The organism is Absiella sp. AM29-15, assembly GCF_003434225.1.
GTDB lineage: Bacteria > Bacillota_I > Bacilli_A > Erysipelotrichales > Erysipelotrichaceae > Hoskinsella > Hoskinsella hominis.
This window is the reverse complement of sequence record NZ_QVFL01000020.1, coordinates 52,226-76,661: the sequence shown is the minus strand read 5'-3', so window position 1 is coordinate 76,661 and position 24,436 is coordinate 52,226. Positions and strand designations below refer to the sequence as shown.

The following is a 24,436-nucleotide window of genomic DNA, read 5'->3' as shown; positions in this document are numbered from 1 at the left end:
CATTTGTCAATCAAATGTCCTTTTCCCATATAATTTTACAAATATCAGAATGAAAAAGTAATTATACTTTCATGATTTCTGCTTCTTTTGCAGAAACAGCAGCATCCACAGTTTTTACAAACTTATCTGTAACTTTCTGGATATCCTTTTCCATTTCCTTCTTATCATCTTCTGTTAATTCTTTATCTTTCTTAATTGCTTCCATACCTTCACGACGTACATTACGAATAGCAATTTTTGCTTCTTCGCCATATTTTCCAGCATGTTTTGCCAGTTCTTTACGTCTTTCTTCTGTTAAAGAAGGTACATTCAAACGGATAACATCTCCATCGTTTTGTGGTACAAGACCAACATCACTTGTTGAAATTGCACGTTCGATGTCTTTTAATGATGATTTATCATAAGGTTTGATCATCAATTGTCTACCTTCTACAACCTTGATACTAGCAACCTGATTGATTGGTGTAGGACTTCCATAATAGTCAAAATGTACATGATCTAACAAAGATGCGTTTGCAACACCTGTACGAAGGGTCTTTAGGTTTTCTTCTAATGCAGAAACAGCTTTTTCCATTTTATGATTCATTACTTCGATTACATTTTCCATAAATTTAGTTCCTTTCTTTAGAAATCACAGTACCAGTGATATCACCTTTTACTGCTTTTAAGATATTGCCATGTTCATTCATATTGAATACAACAAGGTCAATATCGTTATCCATACACATACTTGTTGCAGTTGTATCCATAACTGCAAGACCTTCCTGAATCAGATCCATATATGTAAGTGAATCGTATTTTACTGCATCCGGATTCGTCTTAGGGTCCGCATTGTAAACACCATCTACTCCGTTTTTCGCCATCAGGATTACATCAGCCTTGATTTCACTTGCGCGAAGTGCTGCTGTTGTATCTGTTGAGAAATATGGGTTACCTGTACCTGCGCCAAAAATAACCACACGATTTTTCTCTAAATGACGAATTGCTCTACGAACGATAAATGGTTCAGCAACTTTCTGCATTTCAATTGCAGTCTGAACACGCGTAGGAACACCTTCCTGCTCCAAAGCACTCTGAACAGCCAGCGCATTGATAACAGTAGCAAGCATACCCATATAATCTGCCTGTACACGTTCAATGCCCATAGTTTCTGCCATTTTGCCACGAATGAAGTTACCGCCGCCTACTACGATAGCAAGGTCAACCCCTAATTCGTGAACTTCTTTCAATTCCTGTGCCAGTGATTTTAAAATCTGGGGATCGAAAGAATTTCCAGGAGAAGAAAGTGCTTCTCCACTCAATTTCAATAACACTCTTTTGTACATATTCATCCACCTTTTTTATTAACCTTCCGGATTTTATCCTCTATTCTTTATTATAAAGAAAAAGCTTACAAAAGAAAAGAGAAAGTTACATCTTTTCCTCAAAAAAAGGACACGATGTGTGTCCTATTTACCAAATGCCTGACTCATTACTTCTTCAGCAAAGTTATCTTCACGTTTTTCAATACCTTCACCTACAGCGTAACGTACAAAGCTAGGTACTTCAACGCCTGATTCTTTCAGGTACTGTCCAACTTTCTGATCAGGATTCAAGAAGAATTCCTGTTCAACTAAACAAGAATCTTTCAGGTTCTTGCTAACTTTACCTTCGATGATACCAGCCAATACCTTTTCAGGTTTGCTAGCTAGTTTTTCATCGTTCTTAACGATTTCAGTCTGAACTTTTCTTTCGTGTTCAACAACTTCAGCTGGCATGTCATTACGTGACACGTACTGAGGATTCATACTTGCTACCTGCATAGCAATATCCTTAGCAACTTTTGCATCTTCTTTACCTTTTAATACAACAAGTGCAGAAATTTTTCCACCCATGTGCATGTAAGCACCGAAGAATTCATCATCAGCTTTTTCAACAACAGCGAAACGACGAAGTGTAATTTTTTCTCCGATTGTAGCTGTTGCAGTTGTGATAATATCAGCAACTGTTTCACCATTTACTGTGCATGCTAAAGCAGCATCTAAATCAGCTGGTTTTTCAGTTAATAATACATCTCTTACTGTATCTAATAAAGCAAGGAACTGTTCGTTTTTCGCAACGAAGTCAGTTTCTGAGTTAACTTCAAATACAATACCTGTATTGCCTTCAACAGCAACACGTGTTAAACCTTCAGCAGCGATACGATCACTCTTCTTAGCTGCTTTTGCGATACCTTTTTCACGCAGCCAGTCGATTGATTTAGCCATATCTCCATCACATTCAGTTAAAGCTTTTTTACAGTCCATCATACCTGCGCCTGTTTTTTCACGCAGTTCTTTTACCATCTGTGCAGTAATCATGATCTTACCTCCTATAGTTTCCTAATTATTCAGCAGCTGGAGTTTCAGCTGGTTTTGCTTCTTCATTTGTAGTTTCAGCAGGTTTAACGTTTTCACGTTTCTGGTAAGGAGCTTTTCCACCACGTCCGTTACGGTTACGATCATAAGGACGACGGTTTCTTCTTTCTTCATTTCTCTGACGACGACGTCTTTCGTTTTCAGCGATCTGTTCTTCAACGTTGATGATAACATCTTTCATTGTTACATCTTCTTCGTTTTCATCTACATTGTGAGCTACACTTAATAATCCACCTTTAGCTTCAACGATTGCATCAGCCATCAAAGTAGTGATCAGTTTTACTGAACGGATAGCATCATCATTAGAAGCGATTGGGTAATCTACCATTTCAGGATCACAGTTTGTATCTACCATAGCAAATACAGGGATACCTAATTTTTTAGCTTCTGCTACAGCATTGTGTTCTTCTTTTGGATCGATAACAAACAATGCGTTTGGCAGTTTTTTCATTTCTTTGATACCACCTAAGAAGTTTTCCAGTTTTGCTTTTTCTTTCTTGATCTGAGCAACTTCTTTCTTAGGGTATACATCTAATACGCCACTAGCTTCCATTTCTTCAATTTCAACCAAACGTTTTACACGTTTCTGAATTGTACGGAAGTTTGTAAGCAATCCACCAAGCCATCTCTGGTTAACAAAGAAACTTCCTGAACGTAAAGCTTCTTCCACAACCACAGCCTGTGCCTGTTTTTTAGTTCCTACGAATAATACTTTACCGCCTTTTTCAGCGATATCTCTCATTGCAGCGTATGCAGTATCGATCTGTTCCATTGATTTTTCAAGGTTGATGATATACACACCATTTCTGCTTGCGTAGATGTTTGGTTTCATTTTAGGGTTCCATCTACGTGTCTGATGTCCAAAGTGTACACCAGATTCCAATAATTTTCTCATTGTTACTACTGACATTTAAATTTCCTCACTTTCCGTTTAACCTCCATCATTTCAAACCATGGCAACTTATCATTGCTGATTCATTCAGCTAAAGCACGGGCCATGCGAATCCATGATGTGTGTATTGACGTATTTCTAAACGCCATTGTTGATTATACCATATTTTTCTATTGTTTCAAATACTTTTCTTAATTTTTCCTACTTTTTTGCTCGAGGATGTGCCGCAAAGTAAGCGTTTTTTAATCTTTCCTTGCTTACATGCACATAAATCTGTGTGGTAGACAAAGAGGCATGCCCTAATAATTCCTGAACCAGGCGCAAATCAGCCCCATTATCTAACAGATGTGTCGCAAAGCTGTGACGAAACATGTGTGGATGAATATGGATATGTAAATCGCATTGGTTTGCCTGCTGTTGCATCCGATACTGTACCCCGCGTGTTGTCATTTTTGCTCCACGCTGATTGACGAATACAAAGCCATGTTCCTTTATGACCCATTTACTACGTACATGTCCAACATAGTACTGGATCTGATCACCTGCCTGTTTATAGAAAGGTACGATACGCTCTTTATCTCCTTTACCAAGGATTCGCAATATTTGATCATTAAAATCAATATCATCAAAGCGCAAATTGACCACTTCACTTACACGCAGACCACAGGCATACATAATCTCAAACATTGCGCGATCACGAATGGCTGCATCATCATGTTCATCGAATGAATTCAAAAATAGCTCCATTTCATCTAGAAAAAGAAATTCTGGAATCCTTCTTCCCTGCTTGGGCGATTTCATATAAAGAAATGGATTGGTTTTTATACCGATATACTCATTCAGATAGCGATAGAAAGAGCGAAGAGAAGATAGTTTTCTTGCGATGGTAGAATTCTTCAACGTACCATATTGACCATCTTTCATACGTAAAGAAGAAATAAAGTTCATAACGATTTTACGATCCACATCCTCCAAGCTTTCTATACCTTCTGCCATCAAAAAGTCAAAATATTCACAGATATCACGACGATATGCATCCAAGGTATGAATACTGCCGGTATTCATGGCTTGATTATAGTCTAAAAACCGGTCAAGAAAATTTTCAAATACAGAGGGGTACATTAGTCTGTAAATTGCTCCTTATATTCATCAATAACGGCTAATGCCTGTTTACCAAATGCTTCTTTTCGATCTTTCTTTTTGACTTTTTCTTTCAATGTCATGATACCGAAATTGGCATTCATTGGCTGGAAGTATTTCGCAGATGCATGTGTGATGTAATGTGCCATAGAACCAATCACACAGGTATCCGGTAGTGCAACTGCAGGTTTGCCTTTGATTAGATTTGCCATATTTAAGCCAGCCAGCAATCCACTGGCAGCACTTTCTACATAGCCTTCTACACCAGTTAGCTGACCAGCAAAAAACAAATCATCCCGACACACATGCTGATACGTTTCTCTTAATACCTTAGGTGCGCATAAATAGGAGTTTCGATGCATGACGCCATAACGTACGATAGATACATTTTCCAGTCCCGGGATCATAGATAAAATACGTTTTTGTTCTCCCCATTTTAAATGCGTCTGAAATCCTACCACATTATATAAAGTTGCCACGGCGTTATCCTGACGCAGTTGAACAACAGCATAGGGCAAAGTACCATCTGGCTTTTCCAAGCCTACCGGCTTCATTGGCCCAAATAACAATGTTTTTTCTCCCCGTCTTGCCATTTCTTCAAATGGCATACAGCCTTCAAAATATGTTTGATGATCAATATCATGTAATTCTGCAGTTTCCGCATGAATCAACGCCTGATAAAATGCATCAAATTCTTCCTTTGTCATAGGACAGTTGATATATGCTGCCTCACCTTTATCATAACGTGATTTGATATAAGCCTTGGAAAAATCAATGCTGTCTTTTTCAATAATTGGTGCTGCGGCATCATAGAAATGAAAATAATCTTCATGGGTATATTCCTGAATTGCTTTTGCTAATGCATCACTGGTTAATGGTCCACTGGCAATGATCAGCGGTCCTTCGGGTATCTGATCAACTTCTTCATGTACGACTTCTACTAAGGGATGCTGACTTAGATAATCAGTCACTGCCTGCGCAAAGCCAACACGATCGACTGCCAGGGCACTGCCTGCAGGAACGCGGTGTTCATCTGCACATTTCATGATCAAAGAATCTAAATGACGCATTTCTTCTTTTAAAATACCTACTGCATTATTTAAAGAATCAGAGCGCAGAGAGTTACTGCATACCAGCTCCGCAAAACGATCACTTTGATGCGCAGGCGATGTATGAACAGGGCGCATTTCAATCAAACGTACGGGTATGCCTCGTTTGATCAGCTGATAACAAGCTTCACTTCCCGCAAGTCCTGCGCCGATAATAGTTACTTTCTGCATATTTTACGCTTCCTTTTCTGCTTCAGATTTTTTCTTTACCACTTTTTTGGTTGTGGTTTTCTTTGTCGTCTTCGCTTTTGTTGTTTTTGCCTTTGTGGTTTTCTTGGCTGTTGTCTTTTTTTCTTCTGTTTCGTCTTTTTCTTTTGTTTTCTTAGGTTCTTTTTTGATATAACGGCATTTTGGATAATTGCTGCATCCAATGAAAGTTGTGCCAAAGCGTGATTTACGCTGTACCAATTCATGCCCGCATTCCGGACACATTTCTCCTGTAGGTACAGGTTCTTCTTTTGGCTTGTTGCTTTTGATATATTTACACTCAGGATAATTTGCACACGCTAAAAATGAACCGAAACGTCCTTTTTTGGTCACTAATTTTCCACCACATTTTGGACACACTTCATCTGTAGGATTTTCATCATCCTCTTCTCCCTTGGTATAACGGCAGGTAGGAAAGTTGATACAAGAGATGAATTTACCATAGCGTCCCACACGATAGACCAATTCACTGCCACATTCTGGACACATTTCTCCTGTACGTTCTAATTCCTTCTTTTCCATATTTTCATATGCATTTTCCAACAATGGTTCAAATTCATGATAGAAGGTACGTACTTCTTCAATATTGTCACGTTTACCAGCTGCGATTTCATCTAAATGATGCTCCATATCCGCTGTATAAGAAACGTTGATGATTCCACTGAAAAACTCCTGTAGTTTAGTATCAGTTAATTCTCCCTGTTCTGTTGGGAAGAACACCTTTGTCTTACTGCCTTCACTGGCACGTTCTAATGAAACATAGCCTCTTGCCTGTAAGGTATCAATGATAATGGCATACGTACTAGGACGTCCAATACCTTTTTCTTCTAGATCTTTGATCAAACGTGCTTCACTATAACGAAGTGGTGGTTCTGTAAAGTGCTGTTTGCCTTCTAGCTCGACTTCTTTTAATATTTCTGCTTCATTTAAGGCAGGCAGCATTTCATCTTTTACACTTTCATAAGCACTATATATTTTTAAATAACCATCAAATGTCAAGATTGATCCATTTGCACTAAATTCACAGCCATTACATACGATCTGCGCATTAACAACATCAGATTTACTTGGTGCCATTAAGGATGCAAGTGTACGTGCATAGATCAGTTTGTATAACTTATATTGATCATTCGTCAAATATTCTTTCACAGATTCTGGTGTATTTAAAATATTAGTTGGACGAATAGCTTCATGGGCATCCTGTGCGTTTTCACTGTTTTTTTGTTTGGCTTTTCCTTTATATTCTTTTCCATATGTTTGTTCGATGTAATCTTCTGCATCTTTTACAAAGACATCACTTAAACGTGTAGAATCGGTACGCATATAGGAAATCAAACCTTCCGGTGAGCCGCCTTTTAATGCAATACCTTCATACAGCTTTTGAGCGATCTGCATGGTCTTTTTTGCGCCAAAGCCAAGCTTTGTACTTGCTTCCTGCTGTAATGTAGAAGTGATAAAAGGCATTTTTGCTTCTTTTTTACGAACCTTTTTCTCAATCTTGGCTACTGTAAAATCATCCTGACAGCGATTGATGATGGCATCTACCTGTTCTTGATTTTTCAGTTCAGCTTTTTTTCCATCTACCTTATTTAAAGAAGCCGCAAACATCTTACCATCTTTTGTGATATTTGCCGCAAGTGTCCAGTATTCTTCACTCTTAAATGCACGGATTTCATTTTCACGTTCTACTATCAAACGCAATGCAACAGATTGAACACGACCAGCGCTCTTGCTTTTGATTTTACTTTGTAACAGCTTGCTTAATTTAAATCCGATGATACGATCCAGCATACGTCTTGCTTCTTGTGATTTCACAAGATTCTGATCGATTTTCCTTGGATGCTGAAAAGCATCTGTCACTGCATTTTTCGTGATTTCATGAAAAATGATACGATTATCCTGATCCATATCCAGTTCTAATACATTTGCCAAATGCCATGCAATTGCCTCTCCTTCACGGTCGGGGTCACTTGCTAGATACACTTGTTCACTTTTCTTTGCCAATTCTTTTAATTCTTTAACGACTGCTTTTTTGTCTGTACTGATTTTATAGGTTGGCTCAAAGTCATGATCAACATCAATCCCCAAGCCGCCTTTCCCTGTTGTCGCAAGGTCACGAATATGTCCTTTGGAAGAAACGACATGAAAGTCTTCCCCCAAATATTTTTCTATTGTTTTAGATTTGGAAGGTGATTCCACAATTACTAAATTTTTCATTATAGCCTCCTACTTGATAAAATATACGTATCCTATTATTAGCGTATATTTTGATTTTGTCAAACATTTTATTTCAAATGTTGCGAATATCTTCTTCATCCACTAGGATATTCGCCCCCTGAGATATGAGTAGATTGCACCCCTCTCCTTCCTTTTTCAAAAAGTCATGTGGCACACAATATACTGGTATATCAATTGCGAGCGCTTCGTTTACACTGATCATGGTTCCACTTCGTTTACGGGCTTCTACCACAACCAATTGATCACTTAAACCAACCAGAATACGATTTCGCCATGGAAAATGATAAGCAAAAGGCTTACTGCCTTTGGGGTACTCACTCAATAGTAAATGCTGTTTGCGTATTTTATCATACAGCCATGCATTTTCTTTGGGATATATTACATCTAAGCCACAGCCGATGACGGCGATGGTATGGGTATCTAATGCATATCGATGAGATAAAGCATCTACCCCTTTGGCAAGACCGGATACAATGGTATATTTCTCTTTCAAAATATTTGTGATGATATGACACATTTGTGCTCCATATGCAGATACATTTCGACTGCCTACAATCCCACACGCATTACGCTCCATCAAAGAAAGATCCCCTTCATAAAACAATACCCATGGCGCATATTGCAGCCGTTTGAGTTTCTTTGGATACATCGCATCCACTATGGTCAGGTAACAACCATCATAGGTAATCTTCTCCCATGGTTCATCCTTCTCTATGGCTTTTTTGATCTTTTGATAATCACCATCATACTTTACCGCATAATACAAAAGCTTTTCTCTCATAAAAAAAACACCTCCTACTATCTATATACGTAAAAAAGGTGTGAAAATCCTAAAAAAGTTTTAAAAAAACAGATATTTTTTCAAATACCTGCTTTTTCTTCCTTATTTTTTACCTTTGACCAATGTTTCAACTTCTTTTTCAGCATCATCAATCAGGATTTCTCTAGCACTGGTTAATACACTGGCCATGTTTTGAAGTTCACTTGGCACAATGATCTTTGTAGCTTTGCCATCTGCCATCTTTTCATAAGTTTCCAGACTCTTTAAGCTTAAATATTCTTTTGTAGGGTTGGCATTTTTAATCATTTCAATACCACGGGCCTGTGCCTGATAGATTCTTTCCATTGCCTGTGCCTGACCTTCAGCTTCCGCAATCATTGCTTCTTTCTTTGCAGTTGCACGCAGTACCATAGCTTCTTTTTCACCTTCAGCAGTTAAAACAGCACTACGTTTATCCCCTTCCGCACGAAGGATAGATTCACGACGTTCACGTTCTGCACGCATCTGTTTTTCCATGGCTTCTTGAATATCACGTGGTGGAATGATGTTTTTTACTTCTACACGATTTACCTTGATGCCCCAAGGATCTGTTGCCTCATCCAAAATCGCACGCATCTTTGTATTGATGATATCACGAGATGTCAATGTTTCATCCAACTCCAGTTCACCAATGATATTACGCAAAGTTGTTGCTGTAAGATTTTCAATTGCTGTGATTGGTCCTACGACACCATACGTATAAAGTTTAGGATCGGTAATCGCAAAATAAACAACGGTATCGATTTGCATCGTAACATTATCTTTTGTGATAACTGGCTGTGGTGCGAAATCTTTTACAACTTCTTTTAAGGTCACCTTATTAGATACACGATCAATAAATGGTACTAAAAAATGCACCCCGGTATTCCAAGTTGTATGATAGGCACCCAAACGTTCAATAACGTACGCTTTTGCCTGTGGTACGATACGTACAAGATATGCAAATAATCCAATGACAATCAATGCTAAAATTACTAATACAATAATCCAAAATAAACTCATATAACTCACCTGTCTTTCCTTTTTTATCTATGTTAAACCACTTTTCTAACAAGCAGTTTAGCACCTTCAATAGCGACTACTTTTACTTCTTCATGTTCTTCGATTGTATCATGTTCTACGGAAACAGCACTCCATAATGCACCATTTACCTTCACTTCTCCCCATGCATCTTCACTGATTTTTCTTGTTACGATTCCAATTTCACCAATACAGCGATCAGCGTTTGTCGCAACGGTATTTCCACGAAGATAACGGGAAGCGACTGGTCTTACCACCAGCATGCTGACAAAAGATACAATGACGAATGCTGCAATCTGAAGCCATAATGGCATGTTTAATGCAGCCAAGATAACTGCAATGATGCCACCTACAGCAAACCATATACTCACTAAGGCCGTTGGTGTGATCAGCTCTAGTACCACAGCACCAACACTAATGGCAATCCAAATGAAAGTTATCATAATTTCACCCCTTGTCTTTTACGAGAAGCGATAAATCTGCAATCAGCATATTTTCCTTCTCATCAAATGTAGCATTTACTTTTAGCCCATCAATATCTGCATCAATCATATACGATATTTCTTCGATGATCGTCTTATTTGAAATCCTTGCATAACCTTTTCCAACAGATACCTTATGCAATTGATCCAAAGGTACTAATTGCAGATCCACCTCTCTTTTTGTTACCGGCTTAATTGCCAGCAGATGTGTTTCCTTATCCAGTCCAATCATCGACCATCTTACATCCTTGAAGTAAGAAGCAGCGCTGCTGTTCAGCGTTATGTTGTTGGGATATAATGTCAATACCAGCGTGTACACATTGCCTTTCACCCATTCTAACATACTGCCACCACCTTTCTTATCTTCATTATATTCTCTTTCTTATTTTTTTGCAATCATATTTTTATATTTCTTATTTTTCTTATTTTATTTCTAAATATCCAGTGTCAATTGATTCATTTCTGCAACAGGTCCATAGCTTTTCCGGTATAGTTTTTCTATCACACCATAAGTATGCAAAGCTTCTATATGACCTTTTGTTGGATATCCTTTATGTTTGCCAAAACCATATTGGGGATATTGTTTATCATATGCCTGCATGATGCCATCACGCGTGACTTTGGCTAAAATACTGGCTGCCGCTATACTAACACTTTTTTGATCGCCTTTTACCAAGGATATGACATCCAGCTTATTTTCAGGAAGAGGCATCGCATCTGTCAACACCCCATCACCGTCTACAAACATTTCACTTAACTTTTGCATAGTCGTTTGGGTTGCACGATAAATATTCAGTTCATCAATGATTGGTGGCTCAATGATGGCGATATGATATTCACTTGCCAGCGTAATGATTTCTTTAAATAAACGTTTTCGCTTCTTTTCACTTACTTTTTTTGAATCATAAATTTCTTCATGGGAAAAACCAACAGGAAAACTAACTGCAGCTACAACAAGAGGACCAGCAATTGGTCCTCGTCCTGCTTCATCAATTCCTATGATTTTCTTTTTTCCCTGGTTCCACCATGCGATTTCATATTCATTTTCACATTTCATTTGGTACCTCCCAGCTGATTGCGCCCAGCTTGTCATCTCTAATCTCTCTTAAGAATGTTTCAATGGTACGTTTTTCATCCATTTCTTGATTACGCATAAAGCCCCGTTTTCTGGCAACTCGTTCTAACATCTCATATGGATTATCACAGATTTCTACGCCATAACGCTTGACAAGTGCGTCTGGATGATGGGCAATCAGATAACGCATTGCCCATGCCGCAATTTCTTCCAATGGAAGAATTTCATCACGTATGGCTCCTGTAATCGCCAATAGTACACCTACGGTTTCATCTTCAAATTTTGGCCATAATACACCCGGAGTATCTAATAATTCTAAATCCTGGTTGACCTTTGACCATTGAAGTGACCTTGTTACCCCAGGGCGATCACCTGTCACTGCAACTTTCTTTTTCGCAATACGATTAATGAAGGTGCTCTTTCCAACATTAGGTACACCGACCACCATCGCACGGATTGCGCGCGGGCGTATGCCACGCTTGATCATACGATCAATCTTCGCTTTCATCAGCTCCTTACTGGCTGCGACTACTTTGGGTGTGATATTTTCTTTGATGATATCTAAGGCAATAACTTTGGTAGTTTCATTACTTAATGCATCTATCCATTTTTTGGTGATCACATCCTGCGCTTTATCTTTTTTAGATAAGATGATCAGATGTGGCTTTTGTCCACATAATTCTTCAATCATCGGATTCTTGCTGGCATTCGGTATACGGGCATCTCTTAATTCAATGACCATGTCTACCATCTTCATCTTTTCCTGCATTTCCCGTTTTGCTTTGGTCATATGACCGGGAAACCATTGAATACGTATTTTACTTTCTTTAATTTCCATCTGATATATACCTCACTTTCGACAAAGGTGAATACACCAGTACACCTTTCGCAATGATTTGATTTCTATGAAAAGGACCAACACTTGGTGTACGGCTGTCTAATGAATTTACACGATTATCTCCAGCCAGAAAGTATTCATCCTTTTGAAGTGTTATTTCCTCCATATCCTGTGTAAATACAGAAAGGGATTTCTCTTTCATCGCCTTTTCCATATATGTTGTATCTAAAAATGTTTCTTCTACCACCTGATGATTAACGTACAGTTTTCCATCTTTGTAGGCGATGGTTTCACCTGGAAGGCCAATGACACGTTTTACCCATAGATCATGTTCTTCATTTTCATTTTTTACCACTACCACATCAAAACGGTCAATACTTGTCAGATAGCTAGCGGCCACATTGATCAATACATCTTCTTTATCCTGCAGTATAGGATACATACTGTTTCCGGATACTACTTTTTTTCTAACACCAAAGGTGAATACCAGCAGGGAAATCAATATCGCAATCACAAAAACCCTTGCATAATCACAAATCGTCAAAAGGATATCCAAGCGATCCCTTTGTTTTTTTTCTTTTCGATTTTTCATAAACTACTCCTATTATTTTCCCTTCAGTATGACAAAGGTACCACATGCCTTGATTGCGTCACGTTTGATTGGTCCCCGCACACGGGAATCTTCTGATTTCACACGATTATCCCCCATCAGAAAATATTCGTCCTCCCCTAATGTGACCGGACCAAAGTCACTTGTAAAGCTGCCTTGCAGTTCTCGAAACGTTCTGGCATAGTCACTTTCCAGATATGGCTCATCTAATGGCTTTCCATTAACATATACAATATCGTTTTTCGCATAAATGGTATCTCCTGGAAGGCCAATGACACGTTTTACAATCACGACTGGCGCAAATTTTGAATCATAGGCAATGACAATATCCTGCCGGTGAACATCCATAAAATGTCCCACAAAGGCATTGCTTACCACAAAAGCACCATCTTTTAATGTTGGATACATACTTACCCCATAGATCCATGTTGGTTTCACAAGATAATTAAATGTTCCATAGACTGCGACAAGACACAACAAAAAGATTTTCAATAAAGAAAACAAATTTGAAGCGATCACTTTTCCTAAGGTTTCTTTGGAATCTCCTTTATGTCTGTTGTTTTCGCGAGCCATCTTTCATTCCTCCAGTAGGCGAAAAAGCTAATGAAAAAGTCGAGTAGACACCCGACTTTTCCTTTACTAACGAATTTCTTTGATACGAGAAGCTTTTCCTGAACGTCCACGTAAGTAGAATAATTTATTTCTTCTAACTTTACCGTTACGTACAACTTCAATTTTCTCAACAATTGGAGAATGGATAGGGAAAGTTCTTTCTACACCAATCTGGTTAGAAATCTTACGAACTGTGAAGTTTTCAGCGATTCCTCCACCCTGTTTAGAGATTACCAATCCTTCGAAGATCTGGATACGTGACTTGTCACCTTCCTTGATCTTAACGTGTACACGTACAGTGCTACCTGGCTTAAAGAAAGGTACATCTTTCTTCAATTGTGATTTTGTTACTTCGTTAACTAATTGCATGTTCATAATTCACGGCGCTCCTTTTCTATCATATATTACGTTGAGGTTCATAAATCAGAATATGTTCAGCGGAACCGCGTGCCAATAGGCTTTATAATAATATCATAGGATCATCGTCTTTGCAATTGTTTTTTTCATTTTTTTACATCTGTTTTTTGTCGTCGTTATTAAGAAAGTTTACGGGTACTTTCATGTATTAATCATACCATTTTCAATAGTAATTGAAAAGTGATTTTACATAATTTATATTATTGATTTTATTACCTGTTTATTTTACTTTTCTTTCTCTAAGGCACGTTCTGCCTTGATTTCCTGCATTAATTTCTCTTCTTCTTTTGTAAATACACGATTTTCTAATAAATCCGGGCGTTTTTCCATCGTTCTGATCAATGATTGTTTTAACCGCCATTTACGTATATTGGCATGATGTCCACTTAACAATACATCTGGCACACGCTTTCCATCGTATTCTACAGGTCTTGTATATTGAGGATACTCTAACAATCCATTTTCAAAAGAATCATCTGCATGGCTTTCTTCCAGAATCACACCATTCAACAGACGGATTACTGCATCGGATATTACCATAGCTGCTCCTTCTCCACCTGTCAGTACAAAATCGCCCAAGCTGATTTCCATATCGACATAATCTCGAATACGTTCATCAAAACCTTCATAGTGTCCACACAATAAAATCAAATGGTTTACATTTGCGAATTCATGTGCCACTTTCTGCGTGAATGTTTTACCCTGTGGTGACATCATAACAACCAAAGAGCCTTCTGTTTTTACGGCTTTGATACAATCCACGATTGGTTGACAGGATAGCAGCATACCCTGCCCACCACCACATGGTGTATCATCCACGTGATTATGTTTATCTAAGGTATATTGGCGAAAATCAACAGTTTCAAATTCAACGAGCTGACGATCTAATGCCCGTTTGATAATTGATGTTGCTTGAAAGCTGTCGAAAAATTCTGGAAACAGGGTCAATATGGTTATTTTCATAAACCCTCCACCATCTTTACTGTGATACGTTTTGTTTGCGCATCAAAGTCTGTGACAAATGCTTTCACATATGGAATCAGATATTCTCTTTCTCCCCTTACACGAAGAACTGCATTCGCACCTGTTTCAATTACTTCACAAACAGTACCGATCAAATGATCTGTTTCATCATATACTTCACAATCCTGAAGTTCAAAATAATAAGCTTCATCTTCTTCCAGTTCATGTAACTGTGATTCATCTATACTTAATACGCTGCCCTTAAAAGATTCCACCTGATTGATGTCATCATATCCTTCAAATGTCAATAGCAGCAAATCCTTCTGTTCTCTAACATGTTTAATCGCAACCGGAATCAATTTATCCTGATATTGGATATTGATTGTATTGCCCTTCTGAAAACGGATATCAGGAAAGTCTGTCATTGGTTTTACTTTTACTTCCCCTTTTAATCCATGTGTATTCACTAAAACACCGATTTTTATCTGTTTCATATTATTCCTCCAAAAAAAGGATGCATTGTGCATCCTAATAAGATTCAAACTTGATGGTTACACGTTTATCTTCTTTACGTGATGCCACAGACATCATTTGACGAATACTGCTTGCCATCATACCACGACGTCCAATTAAACGTGCAACATCTTCACTGTTCGCGTATACATACAGTAAAATTTCGTTGTCGTCTAAAGAATCCATCTGTTTAACGGAAACGTTCGTCTTGTCTTCTACCATCGGTTTTACAAGATCCAATAAAACTTTTTCGTAATCGATCATGATTATTTAGCGTTTTTTTCTTCGTGGAAACGTTTCATGATACCCTGTTTTGACAGGATGTTACGAACTGTATCTGTAGGCTGAGCACCATCGTTCAACCATTTCATTGCAAGTTCTTCATTTAATGTAACGTTTGCAGGGTTTGTTGTTGGATTGTAAGTACCGATTGCTTCGATAATACGTCCATCTCTAGGTGAACGTGAGTCAGCAGCTACTATTCTGTAGAAAGGTTTTCCTTTAGAACCCATTCTTTTTAATCTTAATTTAACAGCCATGTTAATTCCTCCTATTTATCTTTTTACCTGTCTTAGTATACCATAGATTTTAAGGGTGTCAAGTATTTTTACTTTACACCTTGCATTTTTTTCGTATTCCATAGAAAAAGCAAGGATTCCTCCTTACTTTCTATCTTCTTTTCTTATTTTTCTTCATGGCTTTATTCATGGCACGCATTTGTTTCATGCCACCAAGAGCACCCATGCCACCCATACCAGGCATTTTACCACCTTTTGCCATACTGGACATCTGCTTCATAACAGTCTTCATTTTTTCAAATTCATTGATACAGCGATTAACATCCGCAACGCTTGTTCCACTACCTTTGGCAATACGATTTTTACGGCTTGCTCTTAAGATACTAGGATTTTCACGTTCCTCTGGTGTCATACTCAAAATGATGGCTTTACTTTTCTTTAATTTACTGTCTGCTTTATCTTCATCAATCTGCCCTGCCATCTGTGAGAAGCCAGGAATCAGCTTCATCATGCCGCCTAATGAACCCATTTTTTCAATTTGTTCATATTGTACCAGCATATCAGTCAAAGTAAATTGACCATTCATCATACGATTTACACTCTTGGCACTTGCTTCCATATCCATCTTTTCCTGTGCCTGTTCCACAAGTGATAAGATATCTCCCATACCCAGAATACGATCTGCCATACGATCTGGATGGAATACATCCAAATCTTCAATTTTTTCACCTAAACCAACGAATTTAACAGGTACATTGGTAATTGCACGTACAGATAAAATTCCACCGCCACGAGAATCACCATCAAGCTTTGTTAAAACAAGACCTGTTACATCCAATTGTTCATGGAAACTGTTTGCCACATTGACGATATCCTGACCAGTCATTGCATCTACTGTCAATAAGATATCATCTGGATGTACATATGCTTTAATATCCTGTAATTCCTGCATTAGTTCTTCATCGATATGCAAACGGCCGGCGGTATCAAAAATCACCGTATCATAACCTTTTTCCTGTGCATACGCCATTGCTTTCTGAGCAGTTTCCAATGCTTTTGTTTCTACACCTAAAGAGAAAACCTCAACACCGATGGTTTCTCCCAATGTTTTTAACTGTTCGATTGCAGCTGGACGAATTACATCACATGCAACCAATAATGGATTACGGCTTTGTTTCTTTTTGATTACATTCGCAATTTTTGCACTGGCTGTGGTTTTACCAGTACCCTGTAAACCAACCATCATGATGGTTGTTAGACCCATTGCCTTATAATTTAATGGCGCATCCTGCGTTCCAAGTAAATCAACGATTTCATCATGAACGATTTTTACGACCATCTGTCCAGGATTTAATGATGTCATAACTTCCGTGCCCATTGCTTTTTCTTTTACACGGGCAATAAAATCTTTAACGACACCATAGTTGACATCCGCTTCCAATAAAGACATACGTACTTCACGCAGCATGTCATTCATATTTTTTTCTGTTAACTTACCTTTTCCTGTTATATTTTTAAACGTTTTCTGTAAACGATCACTTAATGATTCAAATGCCATTATTAAATTCCGCCTTTCTCATTACATTCTTGTTTATTATATCATAGCAAAATTGTTTATAAAAGCTATTTCATGGTAATTTCTACATGTGGCAGTGTGGATTGATATTCTCTCACTTCACATATCCGGCCAAATTCATCAAAAGTGATCAAAGATACACCCTCAAAAGCATCTTCATCTCCATCATATAATGTTTGAAAATACCATGTCACGATACTTTTATTGCCGCATTCCATATAATCATGAATATCCCATACGATCACTTTCCCAAAACGCATCCATTCATCAAACCATTTGAGTATTTGCTCCAATCCTTGATAATACGGTCCATAACATTCATAATATGTAATATCATTTGAAAATATTTCCGGCCAGATCGTACGATCTTGTATCAGCCAGCTTTCAAAGTACGATTGTATCATTGTTTTCCTATCCATCATGCCTCTTCCTTTCGATATATCGTAATATGAAATGATACCCTTGTGGTCAACACAGATAAAGAAAGCAGATGTTCCACGCTTTCCTTTGGTGTACGCCAATAGTAAGGTGTCATTTGAAATAATGCTTTGATATCATGTGCATTTTGTAAATCAATGGTGTATTCCAACAGTTCTTCATGACATAATGTAAATCCTGCATAACCAGTTTCTACAGTATTTTCATATACCTCTTTATATAGCTCCTGTTTCATTTCCAACAGATGTTTAGGACCAGGTCCTACTTTGATAAAGTATCCACCTGATTTTAACACCCTGGCATTTTCTTTCATATCCACTGGCGCAAATACAGATAGTACGCCATCACAGCTTTCATCTGATAATGGCATATGAAAAATATTGCACACACCATAAAAGACCCCATTGTGTGCTTTACAAGCTTCATCCACTGCATATTTGGATAAGTCAAAGCCATAGGTATCACATTGTAATGCGTCATGTATGGCATTGGTATAAAAGCCCTGACCACATCCTGCATCTGCCAGTGTCTTTATTTGTTTATCTTTTAATAGTTCAATCAAACGATTTTTTAAGTGGGTATAATATCCATGGCTTAAAAAAATCGTTCTCGCTTTCACCATTTCCTTATCATCCCCAGTTGCTTTATGATTGCCTAACAAAAGATTAACATACCCGCGTTTGGCTATATCAAAGCTGTGATGGTTCACACATTGATAACAGTGTTTCGTTTTTATTAATTCACTTTTACATTTTGGACATTCTAACATTTTCTTCTCTCCATTCTTTCTTATTTTACCATACCTCAGACGACAAAAAAAGAAGGATTCTTCTGAATTGAAAAATCCTTCTCCTTTATTAACGATCCTGGTTCTGGTTGAACTTGTTGTTGTTCTGGTTATTGTTTCTCTGATTGTTGTTCATTTTGTTGTTGGCTTCGTTTTTGAAGTCTTTTCCGCAATTTTCAACATCATATTCACGCTGATGGTTTCTCTTTTCAGATTCTACATCTGCGCCTAATTCAATACCCATTTCGTACTGATATAAGTCCTGTTGAACTTGTTCGTTATGCTGATTTCTTCTTTCCATTTTTATCACCTCGATAATAGTATGGAGATGATTTTGAGATTTATACTAAAAAATATTTTCGTTATCTTCTTCACCAATCTTGCTGGTTGGATATAAATTGATGCTCTCTGTTTTTTCTATGCATTCATCAATTAATTTATCCCAGTCAAATCTGGATTCCAGATGCTCCGCCTTGTGTATTGTAGGCTTTGTCACTGGATTTTTTGGAGTAAAGATCGTACAGCAGTCTTCAAAAGGCTGAATAGAGATATCATATGTATCAATCTTCTTCGCAATGTCGATGATTTCTAATTTATCAAGACATGCCACTGGACGAATCACTGGCATATTGGTTACGCAGTTGATTGTCTGCATGCTTTCTAATGTTTGACTGGCAACCTGTCCAATACTTTCACCGTTCACAATTGCTAGACAGTTTTGTTTCTCAGCTAAACGCTGGGCAATACGATACATCATACGTCGCATAATGGTAATTGCATAAGACTCATCACAATTTTGGTAAATGGCAAGCTGTAAATCCGTAAATGGTACGATATGTACACGGATATGCCCCTGGTATGGCGCAAGTTTTGTGGCTAACTGTAAAACTTTTTCCTGAGCTGCTTTGCTGGTATATGGTGGTGATGCATAATGAATGCATTCAATTGCAACACCACGCTTCATGGTCAGATAGCTTGCGACTGGTGAATCAATTCCTCCAGAAAGCATGACCATTCCTTTTCCACCTACACCAACAGGGTATCCACCTGCACCAGCAATTTTGCCGGTCATGATATAGGTATCAAATTCATGTACCTCCACCTGAATACGAAGCTGTGGTTCTTTCACATTCACGCGTAAAGATGTGTTGCGCAGGATTTCTCCCGCTAATTCACGATTAATTTCATCAGATATCATTGGGAAACGCTTATAGCTTCTGCGTGCAATGATTTTGAATGTTTCTGCATCGCTTTGCTGGGCAATGATCAATGCTGTTTTCTTCATTTCTTCAATATCGGTCGCAACTTTTATCGCAAATGAAAATGAAGAAATACCAAATACTTTCTGTAAATGTTCACTTACTTCATGTGGATCTTCCCCATGCAGCATGATATACATACGATCATGGGTACGCTCATAAGTTAATTTGTCATAATCACGCAATGCATTTTTCACATTGGTTAATAGACGCTTGATAAAATCTTTTTTGTTCTTTCCTTTTGTACTTAATTCTCCAAAACGCACCAATATATGGTCGTATTGTAGTTTATTTTGTTCGATAGTCATGAATAACCTCCTTGATTGCTTTCACGAATAATTCTAATTCCTCCATTGTGGTCATATGTGACATGGAAATACGTATGGCATGTGTTGCCCTTAATTCCCCAAGTCCCATTTCCAATAATACATGGGATATTGCTTTACTCTTTGATGAACAGGTGCTTTGCGCAGATACCGCAAACCCTTTATCATTTAAAGCATTCAACATAACCTCACTGCCAATACACAACACAGATATATTTAATATATAAGGAGATGTCACTTCTGGTGAGTTGATCACAATATCTTCACATGTTGATAATGCTTCCCGAAGCCATGTATTTAATTTTTTTACATAGGTATAATTGTCATTCAGACTTTCCAGTGCTAAACGCAATGTCTTTGCCAATACGATATCCGCTGGCGCATTGCTAGTGCCTGCACGAAGTCCTTCTTCTTGCTGACCACCACTGATCAAAGGCAAAACCTGTATGTTTTTCTTCTTATAAAATAAGGCACTGCCCTTTAGACCATAGATTTTATGCGCAGAAAAAGTAGCCATATCTACATCTTTTAAATCTACCGGAATTTTCCCTAATGCCTGTACCCCATCCATATGAAAAGCTGCCCGTGAATTTTGATGAACATAATCAGCACATTCCTTGATTGGATTGATTGCCCCTGTTTCATTGTTTACCATCATCATAGATACTAATATGGTATCTTTACGCAATGCTTTCTTTAAATCTTCTAAAGAAACAACGCCTTTCTCATTGACTGGTAAATACGTTACTTCAAAGCCAAAGCTTTCCTCTAACTGTTTCATTGCATTGGTAATAGAACTGTGCTCCACACAGGTCGTAATCAAATGTTTGCCTTTTCTTTGATTTGCCCATGCATATGCTTTTGTCGCATAATTGTTAGATTCACTTGCACAGGAAGTGAAAAATATCTCATCTTTCTGAACATGGAAAAGCTGTGCAATATTTGCACGGCTTTGTTCCATCAATCTGGCACTTTCACGTCCGATATCATGTAAAGAATCACTATTCCCATAATATTTTGATAATAACATTGTATATGTATCTAATACTTCCTTACGTATTGGCGTTGTTGAAGCATAATCTAAATAAATCATCTTTTATGCCTCCTGTCGTAATAAACTTGTGTCGTCTTTATTGATTAGTTTTTCATATGCTCCCGGATGCATTTTTTCAATACACTGGATACCAATCTTTAAAGCCTTTGTATATTGTCCGTTACGGAAACACAGTTCTGCACGTGTTAATTCTGAATCTATTTCAGGATACGTACTGCGGTAACGGTTACCAAATACAATCGTATTTTCAACCATAATTGCCATACCAACCAGATTATTCACACTATTGTATAAGGTATAAATATAATCAATTGCAACTTTCAATTCTTTATTCAGCTCTTTCACATCCAATGGAGAGTTGTCTAAAATCACTTTGATATCTTTGATCATGCGCTCTGCTTTATGCAGATCTTCTTCGTATTTCTGTGATACACTAGGAAGTCTGTGTTTACGCATTTTCACCTGAATCTCATTTACAATCAACTGTAATTTTACAAGCTGTTTTTTCGCACGTTCTTCATCACTACATGCGTTGTTCAGCTTAGTTTTCATCTCCACAACTTCACCAGCAAACACTGCAGTACTTTGTTCAAGTTCACGATAACTGATAAGCAAGGTAGAATATGGTACACTATGTTCACTCATAATTCTATCAACACTGCGTTTCATATCATTTAATGCTGCCAGCTTTTCACTTGTTTCTTTCAAACGTAATGTCCAGTTTTCAAAGCCAAAACGTTCATAAACTTTTCCATACAGCTTTTCGATGTCTTCTACATCCTGATTGATGGTACGAATACTATCATAAAGGATATCAATATTACTGCTGACCTCTTCAAATGCTTTTTCTTCCTTGGAAATCTGTTCTTGCAGCTGAACAATACGTTTTTCACAATCATTCAAATCTTCATGAACACCCTGTGGATCTCCATTTCTCAATTTATTTAAATCATTCTTCAGCATATCGCTGATAACTTCCAAATTACGTTTTACTTCTAAATGTTCTAAATAAATGCCTTTATTTCTTGCTTGTGCATAATTGTATCCCACTTCATCGATTGCTCTTGGCAAAACACCTTTCGCACGTTCATACATAGAAGGCAATACATCTGTTAATTCTTCTAATGCCTTGATGGCATCACCGATTTCTTTTTGCTGATCTGCGGCTTTATTAAATTCAGACGCAAACATCCATTCTTCAAAAGATGAGAACATCTTTTCTATACGTACGATTTCTTTATCTAGATATTCATTGCTTTGATTATAAGAAGTTTTATTATCTGCGATTTTTTTCTTCAATGAACGGAATTTTTCTTTTAAACGATTGATATGCACACGTTGTTCATTTTCCTGCTCCAGAATTCCATCCAGTGTTTCATTGATCTTATTTACGTTTTCTTCACATACTTTCAGATCTTCCTCCAACTCCTGCATTTTATTTCTAGCTTTTTTGCTTTTGTGTACATAAATCAAATCATCAATTTCCGCTAACTGTACACTACAATCCTTTAGTTTTTCCTGTACGATATCAAAAGCACTCTTACAGCTGTCCACTGCTTCCGCTATCATTTCATTTACACGGGATAAAGCAACTGCTTTATTCAGTTTAAATGCCAGTGGCACACCTTTCAATGTGTTATATCGAAGTTCCATATCTTCCAGCATTTTACGTGCTTTCTTTTTTCTTAACGCCATAATGACAATCGTCAAAATAATCAATGCGATCAATGCGATAATAATGTAAATCAGTATATCAATTGAAACGACGTTTTTGATATTGTTGATAAAGTTTTCCATGCCGACACCTCTTTATTTCTCATTGCCTATATTGTATCATATTTTTCTCCGTTATAAAACGTAATTTAAATAGGAAATATAAGAAAATAATCCTGAAAATTGATTGACAACAAAAGTTAGATTTGTTATAGTAAAGTGGCGTAAAATTGATAGCAGCATACAAAGTCTTGCATAGTTCAGCGTTTCTGACGTGTTATACGGGATATTGTGTAACCTGGCTGCCAGGCGAAGATATCGTGAGCAGAAACACAGTGTAATGATGATTTGTATCGTACTGTTATTGTTTTATAGCTTATAAAACAATAAGGAGGACATAAAATGTCAAGAATTAATGGACCGGTTTGGAAAACATCCCGCCGTCTTGGTTTCTCAATTTTAGAAACTGGAGAAGAATTACAGAAACGTGCTTATGCACCTGGTCAGCACGGACCTACAAAACGTGTAAAACTTACCAACTATGGTATGCAGTTACGTGAAAAACAGAAAATTCGTTTCATGTATGGCTTAAATGAACGTCAGTTCTATAACACTTTCCAGAAAGCTAGTAAAATGAAAGGTGTTAAGGGCGACAACTTCTTAGCATTACTTGAATCAAGATTAGATAACATCGTTTACCGTTTAGGATTTGCTAGAACTCGTCGAGCAGCTCGTCAGCTGGTTAACCACGGACACATTTTAGTAAATGGTAAAAAAGTTGATATCCCAAGTTTCGTATGTAAACCTGGTATGACAATCGAAGTTAAAGAAAAATCTAAAAACATGAAAGCTATCACAGAAGCTTTAGAAGCAAGCTTAAATACTGTAGCATTCGTTGACGTTGACAAAGACGCTAAGAAAGGTACTTACCTTCGTCTTCCAGAACGTTCTGAATTAAACCAGGAATTCAACGAACTGCTTGTAGTAGAATTCTACAACAGATAGTCTTAAAAAAAAACAACCGATTTGGTTGTTTTTTTATTGTAATATAGATACATGTTCTGCAATGATATCATATGCACTGCGCATCATGCCATCTCTGCCTTCATATTCATGTGCCTGTAATCTGCCTTTTACAGAAATCCAGTCACCCGGGCGGCAGGTATTGATCGTTGTTTCTGCAATCCCCTTCCATAACGTCACAGATATCTTATCTGTATCAAGGGTTCCATCACTGTTTTGAAAGTTACGGTTAACCTCCATGATCATGGTCGCAAACTTATTGCCTGCATTGGATTCTTTTAATACCGGCATCTCTTTTACTTTTCCTACAAATGCTACTACGTTCATTTTCATCATTCCTTTCTTTTTATCTATTATGATGGATATTCAAAAGGAATGCAAAAATCCGTATTTGCATAAAAATCATCTTT

The 24,436-nt window shown here is 37.6% G+C and carries 29 protein-coding genes; 1 reads left to right on the top strand and 28 read right to left on the bottom strand.

Annotation, left to right across the window (positions count from 1 at the left end; all coding sequences use genetic code 11):
- Positions 1–61: 61 nt before the first annotated feature.
- The 27 genes from frr to DW761_RS17670 form a co-directional block, all read right to left on the bottom strand.
- Positions 62–607 carry a ribosome recycling factor gene (frr, locus tag DW761_RS17800; RefSeq protein ID WP_117452177.1) on the bottom strand — a complete coding sequence of 182 codons (546 nt, stop codon included), beginning with the start codon at positions 605–607 and terminating at the stop codon, positions 62–64.
- Between the two features lie 4 nt (positions 608–611).
- Complete coding sequence (gene pyrH, locus DW761_RS17795) at positions 612–1,325, bottom strand: UMP kinase (protein WP_117452179.1); 714 nt, start codon at positions 1,323–1,325, stop codon at positions 612–614.
- 123 nt (positions 1,326–1,448) lie between these two features.
- Positions 1,449–2,339 (bottom strand): translation elongation factor Ts, encoded by an 891-nt coding sequence (tsf, locus tag DW761_RS17790; RefSeq protein ID WP_117452181.1) that lies wholly within the window; start codon positions 2,337–2,339, stop codon positions 1,449–1,451.
- Positions 2,340–2,364: 25 nt separating this feature from the next.
- The gene (gene rpsB, locus DW761_RS17785; protein WP_117452183.1) at positions 2,365–3,306 is read right to left on the bottom strand and encodes a 30S ribosomal protein S2; all 942 of its coding nucleotides are present in this window, start codon (positions 3,304–3,306) and stop codon (positions 2,365–2,367) included.
- 183 nt (positions 3,307–3,489) lie between these two features.
- Positions 3,490–4,410 carry a site-specific tyrosine recombinase/integron integrase gene (gene xerA, locus DW761_RS17780; RefSeq protein WP_117518950.1) on the bottom strand — a complete coding sequence of 307 codons (921 nt, stop codon included), beginning with the start codon at positions 4,408–4,410 and terminating at the stop codon, positions 3,490–3,492.
- Positions 4,410–5,708, bottom strand: coding sequence for a methylenetetrahydrofolate--tRNA-(uracil(54)-C(5))-methyltransferase (FADH(2)-oxidizing) TrmFO (gene trmFO, locus DW761_RS17775; protein ID WP_117452187.1), 1,299 nt, complete (start codon positions 5,706–5,708; stop codon positions 4,410–4,412). The genes xerA and trmFO overlap by 1 nt, the downstream gene beginning before the upstream one ends.
- A gap of 3 nt (positions 5,709–5,711) precedes the next feature.
- Entirely contained in the window at positions 5,712–7,961 is a 2,250-nt protein-coding gene (topA, locus tag DW761_RS17770; protein ID WP_117518949.1) for a type I DNA topoisomerase, read from the bottom strand.
- Between the two features lie 73 nt (positions 7,962–8,034).
- Complete coding sequence (dprA, locus tag DW761_RS17765; protein ID WP_117518948.1) at positions 8,035–8,763, bottom strand: DNA-processing protein DprA; 729 nt, start codon at positions 8,761–8,763, stop codon at positions 8,035–8,037.
- Between the two features lie 102 nt (positions 8,764–8,865).
- Positions 8,866–9,804, bottom strand: a complete 939-nt coding sequence (locus DW761_RS17760) for an SPFH domain-containing protein (RefSeq protein ID WP_117518947.1) — start codon at positions 9,802–9,804, stop codon at positions 8,866–8,868.
- Between the two features lie 32 nt (positions 9,805–9,836).
- A complete protein-coding gene (locus tag DW761_RS17755) occupies positions 9,837–10,262 on the bottom strand; it encodes an NfeD family protein (RefSeq protein WP_117452469.1) in 426 nt (141 codons plus the stop codon).
- Positions 10,263–10,269: 7 nt separating this feature from the next.
- Positions 10,270–10,647, bottom strand: a complete 378-nt coding sequence (locus DW761_RS17750; RefSeq protein ID WP_117452195.1) for a hypothetical protein — start codon at positions 10,645–10,647, stop codon at positions 10,270–10,272.
- 90 nt (positions 10,648–10,737) lie between these two features.
- A complete protein-coding gene (locus tag DW761_RS17745) occupies positions 10,738–11,361 on the bottom strand; it encodes a ribonuclease HII (RefSeq protein WP_117518946.1) in 624 nt (207 codons plus the stop codon).
- On the bottom strand, positions 11,351–12,211 hold the full coding sequence (gene ylqF, locus DW761_RS17740) for a ribosome biogenesis GTPase YlqF (RefSeq protein WP_117518960.1): 861 nt from the start codon (positions 12,209–12,211) through the stop codon (positions 11,351–11,353). The genes DW761_RS17745 and ylqF overlap by 11 nt, the downstream gene beginning before the upstream one ends.
- A complete protein-coding gene (gene lepB, locus DW761_RS17735) occupies positions 12,207–12,809 on the bottom strand; it encodes a signal peptidase I (protein ID WP_117518945.1) in 603 nt (200 codons plus the stop codon). The genes ylqF and lepB (DW761_RS17735) overlap by 5 nt, the downstream gene beginning before the upstream one ends.
- A gap of 12 nt (positions 12,810–12,821) precedes the next feature.
- Entirely contained in the window at positions 12,822–13,400 is a 579-nt protein-coding gene (gene lepB, locus DW761_RS17730) for a signal peptidase I (RefSeq protein ID WP_117452203.1), read from the bottom strand.
- A gap of 66 nt (positions 13,401–13,466) precedes the next feature.
- Positions 13,467–13,814 carry a 50S ribosomal protein L19 gene (rplS, locus tag DW761_RS17725; protein ID WP_117452205.1) on the bottom strand — a complete coding sequence of 116 codons (348 nt, stop codon included), beginning with the start codon at positions 13,812–13,814 and terminating at the stop codon, positions 13,467–13,469.
- A gap of 267 nt (positions 13,815–14,081) precedes the next feature.
- Entirely contained in the window at positions 14,082–14,819 is a 738-nt protein-coding gene (gene trmD, locus DW761_RS17720) for a tRNA (guanosine(37)-N1)-methyltransferase TrmD (RefSeq protein ID WP_117452207.1), read from the bottom strand.
- On the bottom strand, positions 14,816–15,313 hold the full coding sequence (gene rimM, locus DW761_RS17715) for a ribosome maturation factor RimM (protein ID WP_117518944.1): 498 nt from the start codon (positions 15,311–15,313) through the stop codon (positions 14,816–14,818). Before rimM ends, trmD begins: the two co-directional genes overlap by 4 nt.
- Before the next feature lie 34 nt (positions 15,314–15,347).
- Complete coding sequence (locus DW761_RS17710; RefSeq protein WP_117452211.1) at positions 15,348–15,596, bottom strand: KH domain-containing protein; 249 nt, start codon at positions 15,594–15,596, stop codon at positions 15,348–15,350.
- A 2-nt stretch (positions 15,597–15,598) separates the two neighbouring features.
- A complete protein-coding gene (gene rpsP / locus DW761_RS17705; RefSeq protein WP_117452213.1) occupies positions 15,599–15,871 on the bottom strand; it encodes a 30S ribosomal protein S16 in 273 nt (90 codons plus the stop codon).
- 130 nt (positions 15,872–16,001) lie between these two features.
- Positions 16,002–17,408, bottom strand: coding sequence for a signal recognition particle protein (gene ffh / locus DW761_RS17700; RefSeq protein ID WP_117518943.1), 1,407 nt, complete (start codon positions 17,406–17,408; stop codon positions 16,002–16,004).
- Between the two features lie 65 nt (positions 17,409–17,473).
- Complete coding sequence (locus tag DW761_RS17695) at positions 17,474–17,848, bottom strand: nuclear transport factor 2 family protein (protein WP_117518942.1); 375 nt, start codon at positions 17,846–17,848, stop codon at positions 17,474–17,476.
- Positions 17,845–18,633 (bottom strand): putative RNA methyltransferase, encoded by a 789-nt coding sequence (locus tag DW761_RS17690; RefSeq protein ID WP_117518941.1) that lies wholly within the window; start codon positions 18,631–18,633, stop codon positions 17,845–17,847. The genes DW761_RS17695 and DW761_RS17690 overlap by 4 nt, the downstream gene beginning before the upstream one ends.
- An 88-nt stretch (positions 18,634–18,721) precedes the next feature.
- A complete protein-coding gene (locus tag DW761_RS17685; protein ID WP_117452221.1) occupies positions 18,722–18,952 on the bottom strand; it encodes a hypothetical protein in 231 nt (76 codons plus the stop codon).
- Positions 18,953–18,997: 45 nt separating this feature from the next.
- Positions 18,998–20,218, bottom strand: a complete 1,221-nt coding sequence (thiI, locus tag DW761_RS17680; protein ID WP_117518940.1) for a tRNA uracil 4-sulfurtransferase ThiI — start codon at positions 20,216–20,218, stop codon at positions 18,998–19,000.
- Complete coding sequence (locus DW761_RS17675; RefSeq protein WP_117518939.1) at positions 20,199–21,329, bottom strand: cysteine desulfurase family protein; 1,131 nt, start codon at positions 21,327–21,329, stop codon at positions 20,199–20,201. The genes thiI and DW761_RS17675 overlap by 20 nt, the downstream gene beginning before the upstream one ends.
- 3 nt (positions 21,330–21,332) lie before the next feature.
- On the bottom strand, positions 21,333–23,087 hold the full coding sequence (locus DW761_RS17670; RefSeq protein WP_117518938.1) for a septation ring formation regulator EzrA: 1,755 nt from the start codon (positions 23,085–23,087) through the stop codon (positions 21,333–21,335).
- A gap of 318 nt (positions 23,088–23,405) precedes the next feature.
- Between DW761_RS17670 and rpsD the strand changes: the two genes are divergently transcribed.
- Positions 23,406–24,008, top strand: a complete 603-nt coding sequence (gene rpsD, locus DW761_RS17665; RefSeq protein ID WP_117452225.1) for a 30S ribosomal protein S4 — start codon at positions 23,406–23,408, stop codon at positions 24,006–24,008.
- Positions 24,009–24,041: 33 nt separating this feature from the next.
- Here the strand turns inward: rpsD and DW761_RS17660 are convergent, their stop codons facing one another.
- The gene (locus tag DW761_RS17660; RefSeq protein ID WP_117452227.1) at positions 24,042–24,353 is read right to left on the bottom strand and encodes a single-stranded DNA-binding protein; all 312 of its coding nucleotides are present in this window, start codon (positions 24,351–24,353) and stop codon (positions 24,042–24,044) included.
- Positions 24,354–24,436 lie beyond the last annotated feature (83 nt).